The organism is Psychrosphaera sp. B3R10 (assembly GCF_018861025.1).
GTDB classification, from domain to species: Bacteria; Pseudomonadota; Gammaproteobacteria; order Enterobacterales; family Alteromonadaceae; genus Psychrosphaera; species Psychrosphaera algicola.
Window position 1 is genome coordinate 329,322 of the sequence record NZ_JAHKQH010000023.1, and the last position, 20,431, is coordinate 349,752.

Genomic DNA, 20,431 nt, shown 5'->3' on the forward strand with positions numbered 1-20,431 from the left:
CGGGTTGCTTTTTGTAATGCGAATAATTTATGGGACTGATGATGCCAGAAACGACATAAGCACGAAATAACAAGTTGCAATAATGCGATAGATGGATAGAATTCCGCGTGGAAATTTTGTACACACGGAGAATTATAATGACAACATTGACAAAATTAGGTTTGGCCCTGGCATTAGCTGTTTCAGGTGCGTCTTTTACAACTCAAGCTAACAGTGACGACACTGCTACAGAGAAAAAGTTTAATGCAAAACCATTCATGGTATTTGGATATGCGTTTGGCGGCGATGATATGGGAACGTTGGAATATGAAGATGGCTCTTCTTCTGATGTTTCAGCCGGTGGCGGTTTTACAATGGGTGGTGGTGTAGATATCGCCATAGACTCAGAATCGTTTGGTTTTTCTAAGCCTATTGGCGTGAAACTAAGTGGTGCATACAAATTTGATTCGGCAACTGCTGATAATGCTGATATCACGTTTGACCGATTTGAATTCACAGTATTGCCATATGTGCAATTAAACGAAAAAGTGACACTTGGTGCTGGTGTGTCTTTCCACACAGGTGTTGAATTTTCTTTAGAAATGGACGGTTCAGGTTCAGAATCCTATGAATTTGACGGTGCAACGGCGTTTGTTGCTGAGTTAGGCTTTAAGCAAAACGAACAGCTTAGTTGGGGTTTTAGATTTACATCGGTAGAATATACTCTTGCTAATTATAGTGGTGCTGAAGCAACTTCAGGTAGTAACTTCGGCGGGTTCATGACCTATAGCTTTAAACAATAGTATTTCAAAATATTGTTTAAGTGTTTTATTAAGGGGCCTTTAGGCCCTTTTTTGTTACCTATAAATAATCGAGTCATTTGTTAGTAAAACTAAAATTTAAGGTAAAAATCACGACATAAATCTTTGTACGGTTTTGAATAATTGCCATCAAGTTGACGAATAACGAGTGTTGAATTTAGTGTGTTGATTATACTCGTTGCCGATTTTCTTAATTCAACTAGTTGCCGGATCACCTTGCCTTGTCCATTATGTTTGATATCGCATTGCCGATTTAGCTGCCACTGATAAGTCGGAGCTATGTCGAGCAATTCCTGCATTTCTGCAACAGGTAATACTAGGCTCAATTTGCCTTTCTCAGTAGTGAGTTCAGCGCTACGTTTTAACAACTGGTCAAAGGTGAGGGTAATTTGATGACGCGCCTGCGTTCGTTTGTTGTCCTTATTTTGTAGGTCGTGACTAAAATAAGGCGGATTGGAAACAATATGGTCAAATTTTTCCGGTGTGGCCCATAAGCTAAAGTCGCTTTTTAAACAGGTTAGCCGTTCATACCAATCGCTGTGTTCAAAGTTTTGTTGTGCTTGTTGTACTGCGTCGTCGTCTAACTCAATGGCGGTAATTGAAGCCCCAAGGTCAGTGCTGCGTTGAGCTAACATAAGAGCAATTAAACCGCTCCCCGTCCCAACATCGAGAATGCGTTTATCGTCGTCAATATTTGCCCAGGCACCTAGTAAAATGCCGTCGGTATTAACCTTCATTGCACACTTATCGTGCCAAATTGAAAATTGTTTAAACTGAAAGTGTGGTTTTGCCAATTCTAAGGTATCCGCTTGACGATATTTTCCGCTATAATATCAGACCTTAAGATTTGATATAGCTCCAGCCGGAATTTGCATGACATTTGATGAGTTCGATTTAGACCGCCGTTTACTTTTAGGTATTCAGTCCCTTGGTTACGCCAAACCAACACGAGTACAACAAGCCGCAATACCTGAGGCGTTGGATGGTCACGATGTGTTAGCAAGTGCACCGACAGGAACCGGTAAAACTGCCGCGTTTTTGATCCCAGCAATCCAGTATTTATTAGACTCTCCTCGCAGAAACCCTGGTTTTGCCCGTGTTATGGTACTTGCGCCTACCAGAGAACTTGCTTATCAAACCTATGATTTTGCTAAAACGTTAAGCCAACATACTGATTTACGTGTAGGTGTCATCACCGGCGGTATTAATTACGGCAGTCATAAAGATATTCTTGAAAAAAATAACGATATTTTAATTTCAACACCAGGTCGTCTGCTTGAGTATATGGATGCTGAAACTTTCCACTGTGAAGATGTTGAAGTCTTAATACTAGATGAAGCCGATCGCATGCTCGACATGGGGTTCCGTAGCTTTATGTTACGTATTGCAGAAGAATCTCGAAATCGTCGTCAGGCCATGTTGTTTTCTGCCACATTAGAAGGCCGCGGTATAATAGAGTTTGGTAATCATGTTTTGGCCGAAGCGGTATTTGTTGAAGCGGATGCACCAAGAAGTGAAGTCAGTAAAATTGTTGAATGGACCCACTTAGCCGACAGCGATGAACACAAATTTGCCATGCTGGGGCACTATTTAGCGTTAGAAGATGTTAAAAAGTCAATCGTATTTGTTAAAACCAAAGAACGGTTAGAGCTTGTTGTAAATCAGTTGCAAGCTATGGGTATTTACGCAGCGTACTTGCAAGGTGAGATGCCCCAGGACAAGCGTCTCAAAGCAATAGATAAATTAAAGTCGGGTAAATCCCCTGTATTGGTCGCAACCGATGTTGCAGCGCGTGGTCTTGATATTATCGATGTGACTCACGTCTTTAACTTTGATTTACCGCGAACAGCGGATGTCTATGTTCACCGAATTGGCCGCACGGCTCGCGCTGGAGCAAAAGGCTATGCCGTCAGTTTTATTGCTGCACACGACATGCTGATCATGAAAAAAATTGAACGTTATACAGAACAAACGTTTAAGCATAGAAAAATTGCAGGCATCGAACCTAAATACAAAGAATCTGCAGTTCCGGCTAAAAAGAAAAAGCCGCATAAGAAAAAAGTCGCCAAAGCGTTAGCTAAGTCGGCTAAGAAGAAAACTAAGAAGAAAAAATAAGCCATGTCGCAACCCGTTAAAATAGGCAAAACGTTTGCATTTATCTTCTGGGGATTGTTTCTCGTCTTAGGTTATCAGTTTTTTGATGGCAAATTATCAGAGCGCGTAAATCCAAATCAAAACCCCGAGAGCTATATTAACGGTCAAATGGCTACTTTAGTTTTAGACCAAAACCGAATGGGTCATTATGTTGTAAATGGCCTGTTAAATAACTACCCAGTGACCTTTTTACTCGATACTGGCGCGACAAATGTCGCAGTACCGAAAGGGGTTGCTGATGCAATTGGCCTTAAATATGGTCAGCCTGTATCGGTTAATACTGCCAATGGCACAGCTAAGGCGTATATGACTACGATTGATAACTTAACTATCGGCAAGTTGCAGTTTGGCAATATGCGCGCGACGATTGTACCTGGTATGCAGGGCGACGAGTTATTACTTGGCATGAACGCATTAAAACAAGTTGAGTTTACGCAAAGAGAGGGACGATTGACCCTTAAGCAAATACAATAAAAGAGAATTTTCAAACTATGTATCAGCAACACATTCCTGCTCAAGTTACCGCTGCGCTGCAAGAAGACCTAAATGGTCTGTCTGCCGATTTAGATATTACCGCACAATTAATTCCATCGGAACAACTGGCCACAGGTAAAGTGATTACGCGTCAAAATGCGGTTGTTTGCGGGGTTGAATGGGTGAATGAAACCTTTTCCCAAATTGCTAAAAATACGACTATTGAGTGGCAAGTCAAAGACGGTGACAACGTAGTTGCCAATCAAACCTTATTCACATTCTCAGGCCCAGCCCGTGAAATATTGACAGCAGAGCGTACAGCGTTAAATTTTTTGCAAATGTTATCTGCGACCGCAACGTCTACCCAACATTACGTTAATGAAATTGCCGCGATGCAAAGCACAACTAAAATTTTGGATACGCGTAAAACCATCCCTGGTTTACGGTTAGCGCAAAAATACGCGGTTACCTGTGGTGGTGGGCAGAATCACCGAATTGGTTTATTTGATGCGTATTTAATTAAAGAAAATCATATTTTTGCCGCTGGATCTATTGATGCCGCAGTGACTACCGCTAAACAACTCAATCCATCAGCTAAAGTGGAAGTGGAAGTGGAGTCATTAGATGAGCTTCAATTGGCAATGGATGCGGGGGCGGACATCGTCATGTTGGATAATTTCACTGTTGAAATGACAGCGCAAGCAAGAAAATTAAGCAATGGAAAAGTTAAACTTGAGGCGTCTGGTAACATGGATGGTGAAAAATTTAAAGCATATGCGCAGTTAAATATTGACTATATCTCAATTGGTGGCTTAACTAAGCATGTGGATGCGATAGATTTGTCGATGCGATTTGATTAAGTCTTGTATTTCTTATGAGTACGCATCTTGTAAATCAAGTTATGGCACTAACAAGCTTTTAACGTTTTTTGTAATTTTGAGAAAATTGCTAATAATTAGATCACACTATTGGACCTTTAGATTGCAGTACGGATGCGTAAAATTTGATATGAAACAAATTCGTAGCTTGTAATTTGAAGTAAAAGAGTCACAATGGCTGTAGGTTAAAGACAATAACTTCATGACAACTTACTAGGAGTAATAAAATGAAAAACCGCCAACAAAAGGGTTTTACTCTAATTGAACTGATGATTGTAATTGCAATTATCGGTATTCTGGCATCGGTTGCGGTTCCGCAATACCAGACTTACGTTTTACGTACGGAAGCCACAACTTCATCTACATCAGCATTGCGTCCAATTAAAAATGCCGTTGAAGAATACGTAGCATTGAATGGCCAAAACCCAAGTTCATTTGCAGAATTAGCAGATATTGGTTTTGTTGACCCATCTGGTGCTGACTATACTGCTACAACTTCTGTATCGGGTTCTGATTTTACGTCAGCCACGCTTACTGGTGGTGGTGAAAATGCACTACAAATCGTAATGCTTTATAACAGCGACACGGCACCTAAAGACTTTCAAGCTGAATCTTTGACATTTGAAGCTACAGTTAGTGCAACAAACGGTGCCGTAACTTGGACAGTATTATCAAGTGACGTAACTAAGTTACCTACACCAAAAGGTTTCACAGTTACAGCATCTGAAGAAGATGATAGTGAAGACTAATTATCATAATAAATAGGTAGGTTACTATTTATTATTAAACGGGGACTTTAAGTCCCCGTTTTTTTATGGTTTTTTCAAAATTGATTTATATTTTTGTCAAAGTATTTTCGCTATCTTAACTTTCAGCTAAAAAAGTGAATATTTCCTTTCTTTTTTTGTCATAACATTAGTTAAACGTTGCGACAAAGCGATTTCCTCGACATAATTAAATGATACTAATTCAGGAAGAAATCTCAGTTTTATGCAACATTCGTTTAACGGTGCCTTAATTCGACAACTCTTAGCACATCAGTTAATTTCCGATGAAGCCGTCGAGAAACTGAAAACGAGTATATCCGCCTATCAATCAACTGCGGAAGCACTGGTTAAAGAAGGGGTGATCACGCCTGAAAACCTAATGTTATTTGCATCCCAACGCTTTGGTGTGCCGCGCATTGATATAGCCTATTACGATGTTTCGCAAATTCCTGATGAGCTCAAAAACGAAAAACTCGTATCCAAACACCAAGTATTACCTTTAGTTAAAAATGGTCGAACCCTCTATTTAGCGACCGCAGACCCGTCTGATATTGCGGCACAGGAAGACTTTGAATTTAATACCGGACTGCAAACTGAGTTTGTGGTTTGTGATCCAATAGCGTTAAATGAAGTTATTCACCAAGTATTTTCGTCTTTAGAAGAAGGGCTTGGCGTTAATGAATCGGATATGTTGGAGTTGGCTGACTTAGAAACAGAGTCGGTTGAAACTGAACAAGACGATGGCAATGATGGAAAAGACGATGCGCCAATCGTTGTTTATATCAATAAAATATTATTGGACGCCATTCGTAAAGGGGCGTCGGATTTACATTTCGAACCCTATGAAAAAGAATACCGTATCCGCTTTCGTATTGACGGTATTTTGTCTGAAGTTGCCCGTCCACCTTCCGCATTATCCAGTCGTTTATCGGCCCGTATAAAAGTTATTTCTAATTTGGACATTGCTGAAAAACGCAAACCTCAAGACGGTCGAATTAAGCTAAAGGTATCCGCCAAAAAATCCATCGATTTTCGTGTCAGCACACTTCCTACTTTGTGGGGCGAAAAAGTGGTTATGCGTATCCTCGATGCGTCTAGCGCAATGTTAGGTATCGATGTACTTGGTTATGAGGAAGAGCAAAAACAACTCTATTTAGAAGCTTTAGCACAACCACAGGGCATGATTTTAGTTACTGGGCCAACGGGTTCTGGTAAAACCGTATCTTTGTATACCGGACTCAATATTCTCAATACCCCTGAACGAAATATTTCAACAGCGGAAGATCCGGTTGAAATTAATTTGACAGGTGTGAACCAAGTGCAAATGAATCCAAAGGCTGGTTTAGATTTTGCGACGGCATTACGAGCCTTTTTACGTCAAGATCCCGATATCGTAATGGTCGGTGAGATTCGAGATTTAGAAACTGCCGAGATTTCAATTAAGGCGGCTCAAACGGGTCACTTGGTCTTATCCACACTGCATACTAATTCTGCTCCCGAAACGCTAACACGTTTGTCTAATATGGGGGTTCCGTCCTATAACATTGCGAGTTCAGTATCACTTATAATTGCCCAGCGATTAGCACGTAAGCTTTGTAATCGTTGTAAAGAGCCGGAAATAGAGCTACCAGAAAGTGAATTGTTAAAAATTGGTTTTGAACCTGAACAAATTAAAGATATGACCTTATTTAAGCCGGTTGGATGTAATGAATGCACCCAAGGCTACAAAGGTCGGGTCGGTATTTACGAAGTAATGAAACTGTCTGAGCAAATGAAAACCATAATTATGTCCGGTGGAAATTCGTTAGATATTGCAAATCAAGCCAAACTTGAAGGTATCAACAATTTGCGGCAATCTGGTTTATTAAAAGCAGCAAATGGCATTACAAGTTTGGCGGAAGTAAACCGGGTAACTCAACAGTAATTGGTTAAGGCAAGTAAATGGCGACAAATAACAAAGTAATCAGAAAGCAGATCGTTTTTACCTACCAAGGTTTGAACCGCCGAGGTGGTAAAATCAAAGGTGAAATCTATGCTGCTAGCGCCAGTGAAGCCAAGGGGAATCTAAAAAAACAAGGCATAACCCCAACCAAAGTCCGTAAAAAACCACAGCCTTTATTTGGTTCAGGTGGTAAACCAATTGATGCAAAAGACATTGCCGTATTTACTCGACAAGTCGCCACAATGTTAACCGCCGGTGTACCTTTGGTTCAGTCTTTAGATATGATTGCTAAAGGTGCCGATAAACAAAGTATGTCTAAGCTGGTTCAGGATGTACTTGGTCAAGTGCAGGCCGGTTCTAGTGTTGCAGATGCATTGCGGACCCAGCCTAAATATTTTGACGACTTGTATTGTGACTTAGTTGAATCGGGTGAAAAATCCGGGGCATTAGACGGTATATTCGACCGAATTGCTTTATATAAAGAAAAATCAGAAGCTTTGAAATCTAAAATTAAAAAAGCGATGACCTACCCAATCGCAATATTAAGTATCTCGTTTATTGTTGTCGGTATTCTCCTCGTTGTGGTAATTCCAAGTTTTGAAGACATCTTTAAAAGTTTTGGTGCTGACTTGCCTGGTCCAACAATGACCGCGATTGCCGCGTCTGAAGTAGCGCAAGATTATTGGGCTGTCGTGGTTGCGGGGATCATCATTGCGGTATTTTTATTCAAACGGGCGCTACGAACCAATGCAAAATTTGCAGCTTCAATGGATGCCTTGTTATTAAAAGCACCGATAGTTGGCAATATTGTCAACAAAGGGGCGATAGCACGTTACGCTCGAACCTTATCAACCACCTTTGCTGCCGGTGTCCCATTACATGAAGCATTAAACTCTGCGGCAGGTGCCTCTGGTAATGCTGTTTATAAAAAAGCCATCCAGGAAATTAAAGCCGACGTATCCGCTGGTAACTTGATGCACGTATCGATGCGAGCCACTAATTTGTTTCCCGATATGGTTACGCAAATGGTATCCATTGGTGAAGAATCAGGTGCCCTAGATACTATGCTAGAGCGGGTAGCCAATGTTTATGAGCAAGAAGTCGACGACGCTGTTGACGGTATTACTGCCCTTATCGAGCCCTTTATTATGGTCTTTTTAGGTACCGTAATAGGTGGTCTCATCGTGGTAATGTATTTGCCTATATTCCAAATGGGTAATGCGGTTTAGTCTGGTTGTTACACTGAGTTAATTGCTTAGACTTTGGCCTTTGTACCGTTACAAAAATAATTGATAAGAAATATATGTTTGATCAAATTTTAGATGCTTTAGAAACTTTTCCGCTGTTTTTATATGGTTTCACTTTTGTCCTCTCTCTTCTCGTTGGCAGCTTTTTAAATGTCGTTATTTATCGACTGCCGGTGATGATGCAAAATGAATGGGACTGTGATTGCCGCGAATTACTCGCCGATGAATTGAAAAAAACGAAAGCAAAGGAAGCGACGCCGTTTAATTTAGCTGTCCCGGAATCCCACTGTCCAAAATGTAAACACAAAGTTAAGCCATGGCAGAATATTCCAGTCATTAGCTATTTATTATTGAAAGGAAAGTGTGGAAACTGCAATACGCCGATTTCCCTAAGGTACCCTGCAATAGAGTTGTTGACTGCAATTGCGTCATTAACTGTGGTCATGGTAGTTGGGTTTTCACCTCAAGCGCCAGTATTAATCCTTTTGACTTGGTTGTTTGTTGCCCTCATTTTTATCGATATTGATCACATGTTATTGCCAGATCAAATTACCCAACCTGCGCTTTGGTTAGTAATTATTAGCTCAATTTGGGGCGTGTTTCTATCTCCTAAAGACGCAATTATTGGCGCGGCCTCTGGGTATATGTTTTTGTGGGTTGTCTTTTGGGGCTTTAAGTTAGTCACAGGAAAAGATGGCATGGGTTATGGCGACTTTAAGCTAATGGCGGTTGTTGGTGGTGTTGTTGGCGTTATTCAGTTGCCAATGGTCATATTACTATCGTCCGCTGTCGGGGCTGTTATCGGTCTTTCTATGATGGCATTTTCAAAGGCTGATCGTACGACCCATATCCCTTTTGGACCATATATCGCGATAGCTGGTTGGATAACCATGTTGTGGGGTGATGGTATCCTTGCATGGTATTTAAGAGTTTTTGTATGAGCCAGCCGAAAAAGCTAATTATAGGAATAACTGGCGGGATCGGCAGCGGCAAAACGGCTGCAACAAACATTTTTCAGCAACTTGGTATTGATGTGGTCGATGCGGACATCGTCGCCAGAGATATTGTTAAAGTAGGCTCTCCAGTATTAGACCTTATTGTTAAGCAGTTTGGGAAAGGCATTATTCTGGCGGATGGCTCACTAAATCGAGCGATGTTACGCCAACAAATTTTTTCTGATAATGCTCAAAAGTTAGCCCTAAATGCAATTATGCACCCAGCTATTAGAGCTGAATTGTTGGCACAATTAGACGCGGCTACCTCAGACTATGTCCTGTTATCTGCGCCCTTGTTGTTTGAAAATGGACTTGAGAAATATGTTGATAAGGTTATTGTTGTTGATGTTGATGAGTCAGTACAAATGCGTCGAGCGAGTGACAGGGATGGCGTTGAACCATCGCAAATAGAAGCCATTATTAACAGCCAGCTGTCACGGCATGAGAGAAAAAATAAAGCTGACTTTATCATCGACAATTCAGGCAGTTTACTCATGTTAAATGAGCAGGTTAAAGCCGCACATATTTGGGCAAAAAATTTAATAATTTAACATCGTAAAATCGGTAAATTTAGATAAAAGTGTATAATTTTTCTGCGATATGTGTTTAAACTACTAGAAAGTACTAGTAAATATTATCAAACAATAATAAGAATAAAATGAACTTTGTTGTATTCGAACACCCATTAAATGAAAAAGTCCGAGTGCTTTTGCGACTCGAACTCTTGTTCCAGCAACTCGATTCATTTCAATCCACCAATAATTATCCCAACCTACTTTCCTTTTTCCGCAATATTTTTGACTGCATTGAGCTACTTGAACGAAATGACGTTCGCAGTACCTTGACTCATTATTTGGATTTATTAGAAAAAAGTATGGTTAAGTGGGCGGCGCATCCTGAGGTTCAAAATGAATCGTTACAGGAAAAGTTAGCAGAGGCGATTCGATTGCAAAATGACGTCGTCAATATGACTAAAGCATGTCAGCAACTCAAAGAAGATAAATTTTTAGCCAGCTTACGCCAACGTTTTTCTATTGCTGGTGGCGCATGTGATTTTGAATTACCGCAACTTCACTATTGGCGTCTACAAACAAAACAAGAACGTGATAATAATGTCCAAGAATGGCTTAATATCTTGTTGCCACTAAAACAAGCGCTGGACTTTTCACTTATGTTTATTCGTGAGTCCTATAGTTTTGAGCAAAAAAGTGCTGTAAATGGATTTTATCAAGATTCCAGCGGCGATAACGTGAGTTTATTGCGTATACGCTACGACTTGTCCCTAGGGGTTTTTCCAACGGTTAGTGGCAGTCATAGACGATTTTCAATCAGTTTTATGCAACCTGATAAAAGTTCGGTTAAAACGGCTGTGAATGATACAATTCATTTCGAATTAGCAAAATGTTAGTTAATAAGAGTGAATTATGACAACCGTAGTTAAATGTCCAACCTGCGTAAAAGACGTTGTGTGGGGGCCCGAATCAGAATTTCGTCCTTTTTGTTGTAAACGATGCCAGCTTATTGATTTAGGTGAGTGGGCCAACGAAGAAAAATCTATTCCAGAATCACCGTTAGCGTCAGCAATGTCAGAAGCCGATCTCGATCGCATTGAAAACATGTTGGCCCAACAAGAAAACGAGTTTTTTAAATAATAAGATGTTAGTCATTTCTAACAATGTCAGTTTGTCCCTTGATGAGATTGAGTTAAATGCGATCCGTGCTCAAGGCGCTGGCGGGCAAAACGTAAATAAAGTTTCCTCGGCAATTCACCTTCGATTTGATGTCGCAGCCTCCTCTTTACCAGACTTCTATAAAGAGCGCTTGTTAGCGCTAAAAGACAAACGCTTAACAAAAGAAGGCGTTATTGTTCTAAAAGCGCAGCAATATCGGACTCAAGAGCAAAACCGAGATGACGCGTTAGAACGGTTAGTGGAATTGATTAAGAGTGTGTCTGTTGTTGCAAAGGCGCGTCGAGCAACAAAACCTACCCGCGCATCGCAAAAAAGGCGAATGGATAGTAAGACTAAGCGAAGTGGTCTAAAGCAAATGCGGGGCAAAGTGGATATGGGCTAGATTGTTAGCCCACAGTCGTTACTGAATATTAGTTTTTTCTGACTTTATTATCCCGCCGCCAAAATTTTGCATGATCAATATCTCGTTCCCATAAAGGTCCAGGGTTCCAATACAGTCCGTCTGGAAATTGTTTTTTGAAATAAGCAGGTCCAAAATCTGAGCTGGATCTCGCTGCTTCGTACAGTATATTGTACGCTGGTGTCACTTCTACTTGGGTAATGTCGTCAAATTGTACCTGCCGCTTGGTTAATTGCTTAACTATTGCATTATTGGGCGCTGACGGGTTAAGCGTCGTAACAACTCCGCGTTCTGGCAAATTGGTTTCTTTGGATATGAAATATAGGCCGCAACCTAATGGAAAACGTCCAACCATTTTTTTCAATATATTGGCAACATCTTTACGCACTACTTTTTTGTCAATGGCGCTACTAAGTACGTCGTAGGCTTTAAACATGGTTGGGAAGTCAAATTTAGGTTTGGTCGATAAAATAAAAGACGCATAAATCATTGGCACACGAATGAGATTACCCAACAAGTGCGCAGGGTTTGAATAATTAACCAAAATCTCTTCCATAATTTGATGTCGTTGCAGTGCTTTTTCAAATAAAGAGTCGTCGTCAAATTCGTTGCGATTCGGTTTCCCTAATCCCCATTTAAGGTATGTTAGAGTATTTTCATAAATGGCTTTAGCTTGGCTTTTTCGCGTTTTTTCATCAACCTGCCGGTATCGATTACCTTCATACAATGCCTCAGCTTCTGGGCTGTAACTCCCGATGCTTTGCAATAAACAGGCTTTAACAATAGGCATTAAAACATTGGCTTTATAACCTTCTAGTGCTTCGTCATCATCATCGTCTGATGTTGTTACTTGTTCATCGCTCTGGGACCAATTGGGTAAATTTAATTGAATAAATTTGTTGTCTAGCAGTTCTTTCTGAGCAAGTTGCGATACAAGTTGTATCGTTAATGCTGACGTATAAAGAGGTCGATTTTTTTCATTGTTTGGGCAACGGCTTGGATCACCAGAGAGTGGTGCGCGGAGCACGATAGTAGTTAAAAACTTACCTGCGTCTCGTTCTTTAACTGCTGCGTCAACTAATGCTCCGGCCAATTTGTCGAGTATTGTTCTACGTTGTTCAAAGCCTTTTTGAATTTTTGGCCACAATTGAGCTATGTTCTCATCGGCTTTTTTCTTGATTTGGTTTAATTCAGATAAGTAGACTTCAACGTCGGCTTGGTCTTTTATCTTTGGGTAATTACCATTTTTTTGTTTGTAGCCCAAAATTGTTTTAAGTTGGTTATTAACCTCCTCAAGCTTTTCTTTTTCACGCAGAAAGAAGCCCTGTAACTCGCTAAATTTAGAGTAAAATGAGGTTGCATCGTCGATGACTTCAACATATTCAGATTTGAGTTGTTGTAACAAATCAGTGATAAAAAGAGGTTGTGACATTAAAATCCCATCAAAAAACCATAAATTTTAGGCGCTTATATTGCTGGATCAGTATAGAAGTCGAAGTCGATTTGAGCCAGCACTAAATTAGTTTGATTAATTTTTGCGCTTTGTGTAACTCACCATATGCTTTTTCAATTTGTTAACGTATAATGCGCGCCCAAAATCGGATACTAGAACCGGTTTAAACGAATTTTATATTTAAAACTTACGGAGTTTAACATGGCTTTAGAACGTACTTTTTCTATCATCAAACCTGACGCAGTTGCAAAAAATGTAATCGGCGCTATTTATAACCGTTTTGAATCTGCAGGTCTACGTATCGTAGCGTCTAAAATGGTTCACCTTTCTCAAGAGCAAGCTGAAGGTTTCTACGCTGAGCATAGCGAACGTCCTTTCTTTGGTGCTTTGGTTTCTTTCATGACTTCTGGTCCAGTTATGGTTCAAGTGTTAGAAGGCGAAAATGCAGTATTGAAAAATCGTGAAATCATGGGTGCTACAAACCCTGCTGAAGCACTAGCTGGTACTTTACGTGCTGATTACGCAGCTTCAATTGATGAAAATGCTTGTCACGGTTCTGATGCGCCTGAATCAGCAGCTCGTGAAATTGCATACTTCTTCTCTGCTGACGAAATTTGTGCACGTACTCGTTAATTTAACTTTTTGCTTAACTTGAAATATGGTTAAGTAAGTACTGCTAAATAAACAATACGTTAAAAGGACTTAGGAATACTAAGTCCTTTTTGTTTTTCTAATCACTCTTAAACATTCCAACTGGAAACGTTTGTGAATGTGGATAACATAGAGTGATTAGAAAAATTAGTACGCGTGTAATAACGCATCCATTTCTTTTAGCAAAGACTGCTAATAAAGAACAACGATATAAGTTACAAAGAGGTTCTTATGACGACAGAAACGACCACTCCGGCTACTCCAAAAATAAATTTGATGGACTTTGATCGCAAAGGCATGCGCAAGTTTTTTGCGGATGAATTTGGTGAAAAAGGTTTTCGTGCTGACCAAGCGGTGAAGTGGATTTATCAAATGGGGAAAACCGATTTTGATGAAATGACTAATTTTTCAAAAGTCTTAAGAACCAAATTAAAAGAAAAGTGTGTAATAAAATCACCTGAAATTAGCGTACGCCAAGTGTCTAGCGATGGAACAATTAAATACGCATTGGTGCTAGATGATGGCCAAGAAGTCGAAGCGGTTTGGATCCCAGATGGAAATCGCGCTACTTTGTGTGTTTCCTCTCAAGTTGGTTGTGCATTAGAGTGTCCATTTTGTTCGACAGGGGCTCAAGGCTTTAATCGTAATTTGAAGGTCGGAGAAATTATTGGCCAAGTTTGGCGTGTGGTGCAAGACATTGGTTGGGATGGTTTATCAACCAATCGTGCAGTAACAAACGTTGTTATGATGGGCATGGGTGAGCCGTTATTAAATGTAAATAACGTTGTTCCAGCGATGGAACTAATGATGGATGATTTCGCTTTTGGTTTATCTAAACGTCGTGTCACGCTTAGCACATCAGGTGTTGTGCCGGCTTTGGACTTATTAAAAGAAAAAATTGATGTGGCTCTCGCCATTTCTTTACATGCACCAAACGACGAACTACGTGACGTCTTAGTTCCGGTAAACAAAAAATATAATATCGAGTCGTTTCTAGCGGCTTGTCGTCGTTATATTGATGGTTCTACAGCTAACCAAGATATTACGATTGAATACGTTATGTTAGATGGCATTAACGATTCAATGGATCATGCCCGTGAATTAGCTAAAACATTACGTGGAACACCGTCTAAAATAAACTTAATTCCATGGAATCCATTCCCAGGCGCGCCATACGGAAAATCATCTAATTCTCGAGTGGATAGATTCGCTAAAGTCATGCAGGAAGAAGGTTATACTTGTATCGTCCGTCGTACTCGTGGCGATGATATTGACGCGGCTTGTGGTCAATTAGCCGGTGACGTAGTTGACCGGACTAAGCGAATGTTAAAAAAACAGGTGAAAGGTGAGGCGATATCAGTCAAAATGGCTTAACCCTCAGTTTTCATTAAAAATAAGAATAAGCGGTTATGGGACGAATTGTTATCGTATTGCTCAGCTGTTTTATGCTGATAAGCTGTGTTACGGAACGAACTTTTATCGATTCTAAGAAAAAAGTTCGGAGTTTAGAGTTTAATAAAGACGATGCAGCCAAAACCAGACTTATCCTTGGTTTGAGTTATCTCGAAAACGGCAAATTTGAGCAGGCGAAATTTAACCTTGAAAAAGCGTATCAATTTTCGCCTGACCGAGCCGACATAAATTACAGCCTTGGTTATTATTACCAGTTGGTTGGCGAAATGCTAATCGCGGAAGAATATTACAAAGAAGCTGTGGATTTAGAACCAAACAACCCCGATACGCTAAACAACTACGGTACATTTTTATGTAACACCGGAGATGTTGATAAAGCTGAGAAGTTTTTCAAGCGCGCGATAGATATATCAAAATATACTAGAGCCGCAGAAAGTTATGAAAACATGGCAATCTGTGCCCTAACTAATGACCAATTAGTTAAAGCTGAAAAGTATTACGAAACCTCATATAAACATAACCCTAGCCGGGCCAATAATGTCTTGTCGCTTGCGGGTTTAAAATATGCGTCAGGGGATCTTGTTTCCGCCCTCGATTTTTTTGGTCGTTATATGCGATTAACAGAAGCGAGTTCGCGGGCTTTATTACTCGGATATATATTGGAAACGCGCCGTGGACGAATTTCTCAGGCGAATAAATATTCCAATAAACTAAGAGACGCTTTTCCCAAATCCCGTGAAACCTTATATTTTACGACAGGACAAGTGAAAAATTCAGAATTTGAAGTGCTTCGTCAAAAATATCAAGCGACCGCTGGCAATGGTCAACCGCAAATTAAAATCATTAAAAAGCCTCAAAATCGCACAACTAAAAATCGGTTTGATACACGACTTTCTCAAACCGGACTAATTGGTGCGGGGGCATTGCAGAATACCAATGTTGAGTTAACCTCAAGTGTAGCGCTAGCCGCAGAATTAAAACAAAAGCTGGAAATGTTTTCGAAGCCACTAACGGATACGGAATCGATAACGATGCCGAGTCAAACCCAATCTACCGCAGCGTTTAGAAAAGTCGGCCCACTTCCGAATGAAACCATGTTAGTGGAAGAGGTTGCGCCAGGGGAGGTTGTGAATGACCGCGCCGCAACTGCGAATCAAAAACAATTTTTAAAATTACAAGAACGTACCATTGAACCACCAATGTACCAGGTTCAAGAAGGTGACAACTTGTATCAACTGTCAGTTAAATTTAACGTTCAAATGCTGAAAATTGTGGCGTGGAATGAATTAAAAAATGAGACACTAGAGTTGGGGCAACGCCTTTATATTGCGGATCCTAATCCATATATCGTTGTGACTGAAGACATGTTATTGTCACAGTTTGCAAGTCAGCACAATATTAAGCTATCAGCCCTAATGAAGTGGAACAACTTACCTAGTGATGGTTGGCTGAAAAAAGGCATGAAACTGTTTAACTTAGACCCTGTAGATTACTTGGCTAAGGTTGAGAACGTATCAAAGTTAGGTGAAGAATCTAATGGGTTATCGGTAATAGAGGTGCAAACACCGAGTATAACGATACCGCAGCATACCGTTGGAAAAAATGAATATCTGTATACGATATCGACAAAATTTAATATCAAAATTGAAGCCTTAAAACGCTGGAATAAGCTAACGTCAGAAAGTAATCTAAAGGCCGGTCAAAAACTCTATTTGGCCAACCCTGACGTGTATTACATAACAAAGGACAAACAATCATTGTCTGAAATCGCTGATCACTTGAACGTTGCGCTTTCTCAATTGTTGGTTTGGAATAATTTGACCCAAGACGGGGTAGTAATGGCAGGGACAAAGCTGCTAAAGGTTGACGCGGAGCGATATAAGAAATGACAGAACAACAAACAAATGAACCAGAAGTACCAGCGACAAACCTTAGTGCAGGAACAATATTAAGTGCAGCGCGAGAAAAGCTAGGCATTGAACTTGCTGATTTGGCAGAGCAAATCCGTGTACCAGTCAACGTATTGGAAGCTATAGAAAAAGATCGAGTTCCAAAGAATTTACCAGAGACATTTATTCGCGGTTATATCCGTTCTTATGCAAAAAAAGTTGGCGTAGCAGAGTCAGAAGTACTCACCGCAATTAAAACAACTGCGGCATTTGAAATGCCAGAAATGTCTAAACAAGAAATGCAGTCTTTTTCTAAAAGAACCAAAAAACAGGCTTTTGAACGCCGTTTAAAATTGGTTAGTTGGATAATATTAAGTGTATTGGTATTCGCGCTAATTCTTTGGTGGTATCAAGACTCAAACAATACCGACATTGCGCCGTTGGCCGGTGGTAATGAAAACAACGCAGTGGTGGTTGCTCAGGAAGTTGAACAAGTCGATAATATTGCGTCATCAATGGACGAGTCAAATGACGCAGATTTAGTCAATTCGTTTAATACTAATGCAGCGCAAACCGATGCTATACAAGATGATGAAATTGAACCTGCAATAGAAGCAACACCAGCTGATGACTTAACAACTGTAGCAGCTAATGAATCATCGCAAGAAAATACAGACGCAGCAGCGCCAATGGAATTAACCGCTGCTCAAACCGCGCTTTTGGCAGATGTTGGCGAAGTTGACGAAGAAGGTTTCATGAAAGTGGAAATGTTGTTCGAAAACGAATGCTGGGTGGAAGTATATGATATTAACGAAGAGCGCATTGCGGTAGGGAATAAACCTGCTGGCTATAGAATGACATTAAATGCACAGGGACCGTTTAGCGTTTTACTTGGTAACCCAGTTGGTGTGACTATTTGGGTCGACGGCAAAAAGTTTGATACCAATCGTTACCCACGTAATCGTGTCGCTCGTTTTGAGTTAGACGCAGCAGAATTAGCAAATAATTAAATTTACAGAATAAGAGATCCCGATGTTTGGCGAAAACCCGATTAAGCGACGTAAATCCACTCAGGTTATGGTTGGTAATGTACCGGTGGGTGGTGATGCACCAATAGCTGTGCAATCAATGACAAATACCAATACTTTGGATGTTGATGCTACGGTTGCTCAAATTGAAGCGATACAAAATGCCGGGGCAGACATTGTCCGTGTATCTGTTCCAACGATGGAAGCTGCAGAAGCATTTAAAGAAATTAAACAACGTGTGACCATCCCTTTGGTTGCAGATATTCATTTTGATTATCGAATTGCACTTAAAGTTGCCGAATACGGTGTCGATTGTTTGCGTATTAATCCAGGTAATATCGGTAATGAAGAGCGTATTAAAGCGGTAATCGACGTTGCCAAAGAAAAGAACATCCCTATACGGATCGGTGTTAATGGCGGATCATTAGAAAAAGATATTCAAGAAAAATACAAAGAGCCAACTCCCGAAGCACTTGTTGAATCGGCAATGCGTCATGTAGAAATATTACAACGTCACGATTTTCACAACTTCAAAGTAAGTGTTAAAGCGTCGGACGTTCATTTGGCCGTTGGTGCATATCGTTTGCTTGCACAAAAAATAGACCAACCTTTGCATCTTGGTATTACTGAAGCTGGTGGCTTCCGTTCAGGTGCGGTTAAATCAGCGGTTGGACTCGGAATGTTGTTAGCAGAAGGCATTGGCGATACGTTACGGATCTCTCTAGCGGCTGATCCAGTTGAAGAAATCAAAGTGGGTTTCGATATATTAAAGTCGTTAGGTATTCGAGCACGAGGCATTAACTTTATAGCGTGCCCGAGTTGCTCTCGCCAAGAGTTTGATGTGGTAACCACCATGAATCAACTTGAAGAGCGACTAGAAGACGTAATTGAACCTGTGACCGTGTCAGTTATCGGTTGTGTTGTAAATGGTCCAGGTGAGGCTCTGGTTTCCGATTTAGGTCTTGCCGGTGCAAACAAACGCAGCGGGTTTTACTTAAATGGTGTTCGCCAGAAAAAACGCTTCAATAATGATAATATCGTTGAAGAGCTTGAATCTGAAATTCGAGAATTTATTGCCAATAAAATTCCAGCGACGAACGTTGAATAGTCGCTTTTAATTACCTCATAATTTCAGAACAGGAAACGTCATCCCTAGCTTGTAAAATTAGTCGAGCTTAAGCGATATTAGGAACCTCCAACCAAGTGCAGAGGAATGTCATAGTTCACACAAAAGAATGCTTGAATGTTGCTAGTAACACCAGTGTATAGCGCATCAAAATATTTTTACTTTCAGAGTCGATTGTTGGAGATTCCAAATATCGCTGGGGCGATTTTGGAATGACGATTCTTTCTATAAAACGTCATCCCTAGCTTGTAAAATTAGTCGAGCCTAAGCGATATTCAGAACCTCCAACCGAGTGCAGAGGAATTTCATAATTCGCTTTGCAGGCTGCGCCTTGCTTTGCCCTGCGGGCGGCTATTTCGCCTAAAGGCGAGTCACTTTTCTCAACAGCTAGAAAAGTAACCAAAAGAGCCGCTTTCGGCCAAATCCCTAATCCTTATTTGATATTTATAATATCGTCGAAGACGGAATGTAAATTCGTCCATGAATACATTCCTTGCAACGGCGTCCCTGCCGTTCACTTCGAGTTATAAATCTCAACTAAGGGGAATTTAGACGAAGGGAAATGCAGCCTGAACTTTAGGTGCAATAACTCATAACTTCAGAACAAAAAAACGTCATCCCCAAGCTTGTAAAATTAGTCGAGCCTAAGCGATATTAGGAACCTCCAACCAAGTGCAGAGGAAGTTCATAATCCGCCTTCAATTAACTCATAACTTCAGAACAAAAAACGTCATTCCAAAAGAGCCTAAGCGATATTAGGAACCTCCAACCGAGTGCAGAGGAATTTCATAATCCGCCTTCAATTGGCTCAAAATAATCAGAACAAAAAACGTCATTCCTAGCTTGTAAAATTAGTCGAGCCTAAGCGATATTAGGAACCTCCAACCAAGTGCAGAGGAATTTCATAGTTCACACAAAAGAATGCTTGAATGTTGCTAGTAACACCAATGTATAGCGCACCAAAACATTTTTACTTTCAGAGTCGATTGTTGGAGATTCCAAATATCGCCGGGGCGATTTTGGAATGACGATCCTTTCTATAAAACGTCATTCCCTAGCTTGTAAAATTAGTCGAGCCTAAGCGATATTCAGAACCTCCAACCAAGTGCAGAGGAAGTTCATAATTCGCTTTGCAGGCTGCGCCTTTCTTTGCCCTGCAGGCGGCTATTTCGACTGCGTCGACCTTACTTTTTGCAACAACCCAAAAAGTAGGCAAAAAGGCCGCTTTCGACCAAATCCCTAATCCTTATTTGATATTTATATTATCGTCGAAGACGGAATGTAAATTCGTCCATGAATACATTCCTTGCAACGGCGTCCCCGCGGTTCACTTCGAGATATAAATCTCAACTAAGGGGATTTAGACGAAGGGAAATGTCGCCTGAAATATAGGTGCAATAACTCATAATTTCAGAACAAAAAACGTCATTCCCTCAGCTTGTAATATGAGTCAGCCAAAGCGATATTCAGAATCTCCAACCGGATGCAGAGAATTTAATAAATATCAGCGACTCTGACCCTGA

At 40.5% G+C, this 20,431-nt stretch carries 19 protein-coding genes; 17 read left to right on the top strand and 2 right to left on the bottom strand.

Going from position 1 to position 20,431, the window contains the following annotated elements:
- Nucleotides 1–137 precede the first annotated feature (137 nt).
- Nucleotides 138–782: a hypothetical protein gene (locus KO525_RS08765; RefSeq protein WP_215963407.1), complete on the top strand. Its 645-nt coding sequence runs from the start codon at nt 138–140 to the stop codon at nt 780–782.
- A gap of 89 nt (nt 783–871) precedes the next feature.
- Here the strand turns inward: KO525_RS08765 and KO525_RS08770 are convergent, their stop codons facing one another.
- Nucleotides 872–1,537: a tRNA1(Val) (adenine(37)-N6)-methyltransferase gene (locus KO525_RS08770; protein ID WP_215963408.1), complete on the bottom strand. Its 666-nt coding sequence runs from the start codon at nt 1,535–1,537 to the stop codon at nt 872–874.
- A gap of 136 nt (nt 1,538–1,673) precedes the next feature.
- Between KO525_RS08770 and srmB the strand changes: the two genes are divergently transcribed.
- From srmB to arfB, 11 genes are all read left to right on the top strand, one after another.
- Nucleotides 1,674–2,915, top strand: a complete 1,242-nt coding sequence (srmB, locus tag KO525_RS08775) for an ATP-dependent RNA helicase SrmB (protein WP_215963409.1) — start codon at nt 1,674–1,676, stop codon at nt 2,913–2,915.
- A 3-nt stretch (nt 2,916–2,918) separates the two neighbouring features.
- Nucleotides 2,919–3,428 carry a TIGR02281 family clan AA aspartic protease gene (locus tag KO525_RS08780; RefSeq protein ID WP_215963410.1) on the top strand — a complete coding sequence of 170 codons (510 nt, stop codon included), beginning with the start codon at nt 2,919–2,921 and terminating at the stop codon, nt 3,426–3,428.
- Nucleotides 3,429–3,445: 17 nt separating this feature from the next.
- Nucleotides 3,446–4,288 (top strand): carboxylating nicotinate-nucleotide diphosphorylase, encoded by an 843-nt coding sequence (gene nadC, locus KO525_RS08785; RefSeq protein ID WP_215963411.1) that lies wholly within the window; start codon nt 3,446–3,448, stop codon nt 4,286–4,288.
- A gap of 245 nt (nt 4,289–4,533) precedes the next feature.
- The gene (locus KO525_RS19690; protein ID WP_215963412.1) at nt 4,534–5,055 is read left to right on the top strand and encodes a prepilin-type N-terminal cleavage/methylation domain-containing protein; all 522 of its coding nucleotides are present in this window, start codon (nt 4,534–4,536) and stop codon (nt 5,053–5,055) included.
- A 241-nt stretch (nt 5,056–5,296) separates the two neighbouring features.
- Nucleotides 5,297–6,997, top strand: a complete 1,701-nt coding sequence (gene pilB / locus KO525_RS08795) for a type IV-A pilus assembly ATPase PilB (RefSeq protein ID WP_215963413.1) — start codon at nt 5,297–5,299, stop codon at nt 6,995–6,997.
- Nucleotides 6,998–7,014: 17 nt separating this feature from the next.
- On the top strand, nt 7,015–8,244 hold the full coding sequence (locus KO525_RS08800) for a type II secretion system F family protein (protein WP_215963414.1): 1,230 nt from the start codon (nt 7,015–7,017) through the stop codon (nt 8,242–8,244).
- A 74-nt stretch (nt 8,245–8,318) separates the two neighbouring features.
- A complete protein-coding gene (locus KO525_RS08805; RefSeq protein WP_215963415.1) occupies nt 8,319–9,203 on the top strand; it encodes an A24 family peptidase in 885 nt (294 codons plus the stop codon).
- Nucleotides 9,200–9,808, top strand: a complete 609-nt coding sequence (gene coaE / locus KO525_RS08810) for a dephospho-CoA kinase (protein ID WP_215963416.1) — start codon at nt 9,200–9,202, stop codon at nt 9,806–9,808. Before KO525_RS08805 ends, coaE begins: the two co-directional genes overlap by 4 nt.
- 107 nt (nt 9,809–9,915) lie before the next feature.
- Nucleotides 9,916–10,665, top strand: a complete 750-nt coding sequence (locus KO525_RS08815) for a cell division protein ZapD (protein ID WP_215963417.1) — start codon at nt 9,916–9,918, stop codon at nt 10,663–10,665.
- A gap of 16 nt (nt 10,666–10,681) precedes the next feature.
- Complete coding sequence (gene yacG / locus KO525_RS08820) at nt 10,682–10,909, top strand: DNA gyrase inhibitor YacG (RefSeq protein WP_215963418.1); 228 nt, start codon at nt 10,682–10,684, stop codon at nt 10,907–10,909.
- 4 nt (nt 10,910–10,913) lie between these two features.
- Nucleotides 10,914–11,330 (top strand): alternative ribosome rescue aminoacyl-tRNA hydrolase ArfB, encoded by a 417-nt coding sequence (arfB, locus tag KO525_RS08825; RefSeq protein ID WP_215963419.1) that lies wholly within the window; start codon nt 10,914–10,916, stop codon nt 11,328–11,330.
- Between the two features lie 28 nt (nt 11,331–11,358).
- Here arfB and KO525_RS08830 read toward each other — a convergent pair whose 3' ends face one another.
- On the bottom strand, nt 11,359–12,780 hold the full coding sequence (locus KO525_RS08830) for a hypothetical protein (protein WP_215963420.1): 1,422 nt from the start codon (nt 12,778–12,780) through the stop codon (nt 11,359–11,361).
- A 222-nt stretch (nt 12,781–13,002) separates the two neighbouring features.
- Between KO525_RS08830 and ndk the strand changes: the two genes are divergently transcribed.
- From ndk to ispG, 5 genes are all read left to right on the top strand, one after another.
- The gene (gene ndk / locus KO525_RS08835; protein WP_215963421.1) at nt 13,003–13,434 is read left to right on the top strand and encodes a nucleoside-diphosphate kinase; all 432 of its coding nucleotides are present in this window, start codon (nt 13,003–13,005) and stop codon (nt 13,432–13,434) included.
- Between the two features lie 249 nt (nt 13,435–13,683).
- Nucleotides 13,684–14,826, top strand: a complete 1,143-nt coding sequence (locus KO525_RS08840; RefSeq protein ID WP_215963422.1) for a bifunctional tRNA (adenosine(37)-C2)-methyltransferase TrmG/ribosomal RNA large subunit methyltransferase RlmN — start codon at nt 13,684–13,686, stop codon at nt 14,824–14,826.
- A 35-nt stretch (nt 14,827–14,861) separates the two neighbouring features.
- Nucleotides 14,862–16,754, top strand: coding sequence for a type IV pilus biogenesis/stability protein PilW (gene pilW, locus KO525_RS08845; protein WP_215963423.1), 1,893 nt, complete (start codon nt 14,862–14,864; stop codon nt 16,752–16,754).
- Nucleotides 16,751–17,764: a RodZ domain-containing protein gene (locus KO525_RS08850; protein WP_215963424.1), complete on the top strand. Its 1,014-nt coding sequence runs from the start codon at nt 16,751–16,753 to the stop codon at nt 17,762–17,764. Before pilW ends, KO525_RS08850 begins: the two co-directional genes overlap by 4 nt.
- A 22-nt stretch (nt 17,765–17,786) precedes the next feature.
- Entirely contained in the window at nt 17,787–18,890 is a 1,104-nt protein-coding gene (gene ispG / locus KO525_RS08855; protein WP_215963425.1) for a flavodoxin-dependent (E)-4-hydroxy-3-methylbut-2-enyl-diphosphate synthase, read from the top strand.
- The last annotated feature ends 1,541 nt before the right edge of the window (nt 18,891–20,431 follow it).

Coding starts and splice junctions, on each gene's coding strand:
- KO525_RS08765 (WP_215963407.1), top strand. CDS start 138: ATGACAACATTGACAAAATTAGGTTTGGCCCTGGCATTAGCTGTTTCA.
- KO525_RS08770 (WP_215963408.1), bottom strand. CDS start 1,537: ATGAAGGTTAATACCGACGGCATTTTACTAGGTGCCTGGGCAAATATT.
- srmB (WP_215963409.1), top strand. CDS start 1,674: ATGACATTTGATGAGTTCGATTTAGACCGCCGTTTACTTTTAGGTATT.
- KO525_RS08780 (WP_215963410.1), top strand. CDS start 2,919: ATGTCGCAACCCGTTAAAATAGGCAAAACGTTTGCATTTATCTTCTGG.
- nadC (WP_215963411.1), top strand. CDS start 3,446: ATGTATCAGCAACACATTCCTGCTCAAGTTACCGCTGCGCTGCAAGAA.
- KO525_RS19690 (WP_215963412.1), top strand. CDS start 4,534: ATGAAAAACCGCCAACAAAAGGGTTTTACTCTAATTGAACTGATGATT.
- pilB (WP_215963413.1), top strand. CDS start 5,297: ATGCAACATTCGTTTAACGGTGCCTTAATTCGACAACTCTTAGCACAT.
- KO525_RS08800 (WP_215963414.1), top strand. CDS start 7,015: ATGGCGACAAATAACAAAGTAATCAGAAAGCAGATCGTTTTTACCTAC.
- KO525_RS08805 (WP_215963415.1), top strand. CDS start 8,319: ATGTTTGATCAAATTTTAGATGCTTTAGAAACTTTTCCGCTGTTTTTA.
- coaE (WP_215963416.1), top strand. CDS start 9,200: ATGAGCCAGCCGAAAAAGCTAATTATAGGAATAACTGGCGGGATCGGC.
- KO525_RS08815 (WP_215963417.1), top strand. CDS start 9,916: ATGAACTTTGTTGTATTCGAACACCCATTAAATGAAAAAGTCCGAGTG.
- yacG (WP_215963418.1), top strand. CDS start 10,682: ATGACAACCGTAGTTAAATGTCCAACCTGCGTAAAAGACGTTGTGTGG.
- arfB (WP_215963419.1), top strand. CDS start 10,914: ATGTTAGTCATTTCTAACAATGTCAGTTTGTCCCTTGATGAGATTGAG.
- KO525_RS08830 (WP_215963420.1), bottom strand. CDS start 12,780: ATGTCACAACCTCTTTTTATCACTGATTTGTTACAACAACTCAAATCT.
- ndk (WP_215963421.1), top strand. CDS start 13,003: ATGGCTTTAGAACGTACTTTTTCTATCATCAAACCTGACGCAGTTGCA.
- KO525_RS08840 (WP_215963422.1), top strand. CDS start 13,684: ATGACGACAGAAACGACCACTCCGGCTACTCCAAAAATAAATTTGATG.
- pilW (WP_215963423.1), top strand. CDS start 14,862: ATGGGACGAATTGTTATCGTATTGCTCAGCTGTTTTATGCTGATAAGC.
- KO525_RS08850 (WP_215963424.1), top strand. CDS start 16,751: ATGACAGAACAACAAACAAATGAACCAGAAGTACCAGCGACAAACCTT.
- ispG (WP_215963425.1), top strand. CDS start 17,787: ATGTTTGGCGAAAACCCGATTAAGCGACGTAAATCCACTCAGGTTATG.